This window comes from Polaribacter litoreus (assembly GCF_054584775.1).
The window spans coordinates 1-1,321 of record NZ_JBTLRD010000075.1 but is presented as its reverse complement, the minus strand read 5'-3'; the positions used below and the strand labels follow the sequence as shown (position 1 = coordinate 1,321).

The 1,321-nt window shown below is 29.0% G+C and carries 2 protein-coding genes; both read right to left on the bottom strand.

Features of this window, described 5'->3' with window-relative positions; all coding sequences use genetic code 11:
- Nucleotides 1-208 precede the first annotated feature (208 nt).
- Nucleotides 209-610, bottom strand: coding sequence for a hypothetical protein (locus ACW9UN_RS17205; RefSeq protein WP_459487606.1), 402 nt, complete (start codon nucleotides 608-610; stop codon nucleotides 209-211).
- Nucleotides 611-1,213 carry a hypothetical protein gene (locus ACW9UN_RS17200; protein ID WP_459487605.1) on the bottom strand — a complete coding sequence of 201 codons (603 nt, stop codon included), beginning with the start codon at nucleotides 1,211-1,213 and terminating at the stop codon, nucleotides 611-613.
- Nucleotides 1,214-1,321 lie beyond the last annotated feature (108 nt).

The following is a 1,321-nucleotide window of genomic DNA, read 5'->3' as shown; positions in this document are numbered from 1 at the left end:
TTTTTTAAAATTCGCGAGAGACTGTTCAGCATTTTTTTCCTGCGTTTAGATTTTCCTGAGCAATAAAACATAACGTTCGCGTGTATGATTTGTTGCGGTTGTGTTTAGCGGAAAGTTAGCAAATAAATTACAACCCATTGAAGTTGTCTGATTATTTTTCCGAGGAAAAAATCAGCCAGCAATGAATTATACGCATTGTTGTGCAACGTTATTTTAAGTTCGTAGTTTCTACTATCTGTAAACAGTCATAAATTCCAGTTTTTTTTGCTCCACGTTTGAGCATTTTATCATAAAAACTATCTGTCATTTGCACAAGTGCTAATCCGAAATTTATTTTCTTTGAAATCTCAAAGATAAATGCAATCAGTCCCAAGCCTATTCCGTTTTTTCTATCTTCTTTTGGAAGGAATAAAGTTGGAATTAGTAATTCTTGGTTTTCTGAACTCACATTTAATCTCAAAAGATAAAAATCACTTATATCTTCTTCTTTTCTTCTTCCAACTACGCAAATTGTATTATCAACTGAATAAACTGAAAATTTATGTAAGGTTAATAAATAGCTTTTTAAATGTTTTTCAATCAGTTTTTCTATTGTATTTACTAATTCCATTTATTGTTTAGGACCTTGTAATGAATCATTTTGTTTTTTTAGAACATTAATTCTATGATTCAGTTTTATGATTTCCTTTTTATTTTCTTTAAGTTCTTTTTCTAAATCAGATTTATCATATTCGGCTTTATATGATCCTGCAAAATATGCTAAAGCAATAGCTAAAGGTAAAATTGTCCAAAATAGACCTGATGAGAAAATGCTATCCTTTTTTTCTTTCGGTAAATTCATTTTCTCTTTGATTTCGTTTTGAAGTATTTCAAGAAGATTTATTAATCCAATTCGGTCATTCGCCCAAGCTTCGTTGTTCCTGTAATGTACCGTATTATAAATTCCTTCTTTTGGACTAAAAGTCAGTTCTGAAAGTTGTTTAAAATAAATACTGTTATCTTCCAAGTTGGCACTAAAAAAACCTAATATTTTTCTTATCAGTTTATTTTTGTCTCCTTTGATTTTTGCTATTTCATTATATACGTGAGCGGAATCCTCTTCTGATTTTGCATCTGTGTATATTTTGTAATTTTTTTCGGAAAGTAATTCTTTGGGAAGTTTTTCAGCTTCCTTCTTTAATTCAATTAATCTTCTTAATGTTTTTTTGTTCAATTTTCTTATCTGTAGAGGTTTTTCTTAATGTTGCACAACGTACGGGTTGTATGGTTAGTTACGTTAATTAAAGATACTATTTTCCTGATAATTACTAAAAAAAAAATC

What these genes read in the sequence shown, in the direction of transcription:
- ACW9UN_RS17205 (WP_459487606.1), bottom strand. Translation starts at nt 610, where the DNA reads ATGGAATTAGTAAATACAATAGAAAAACTGATTGAAAAACATTTAAAA.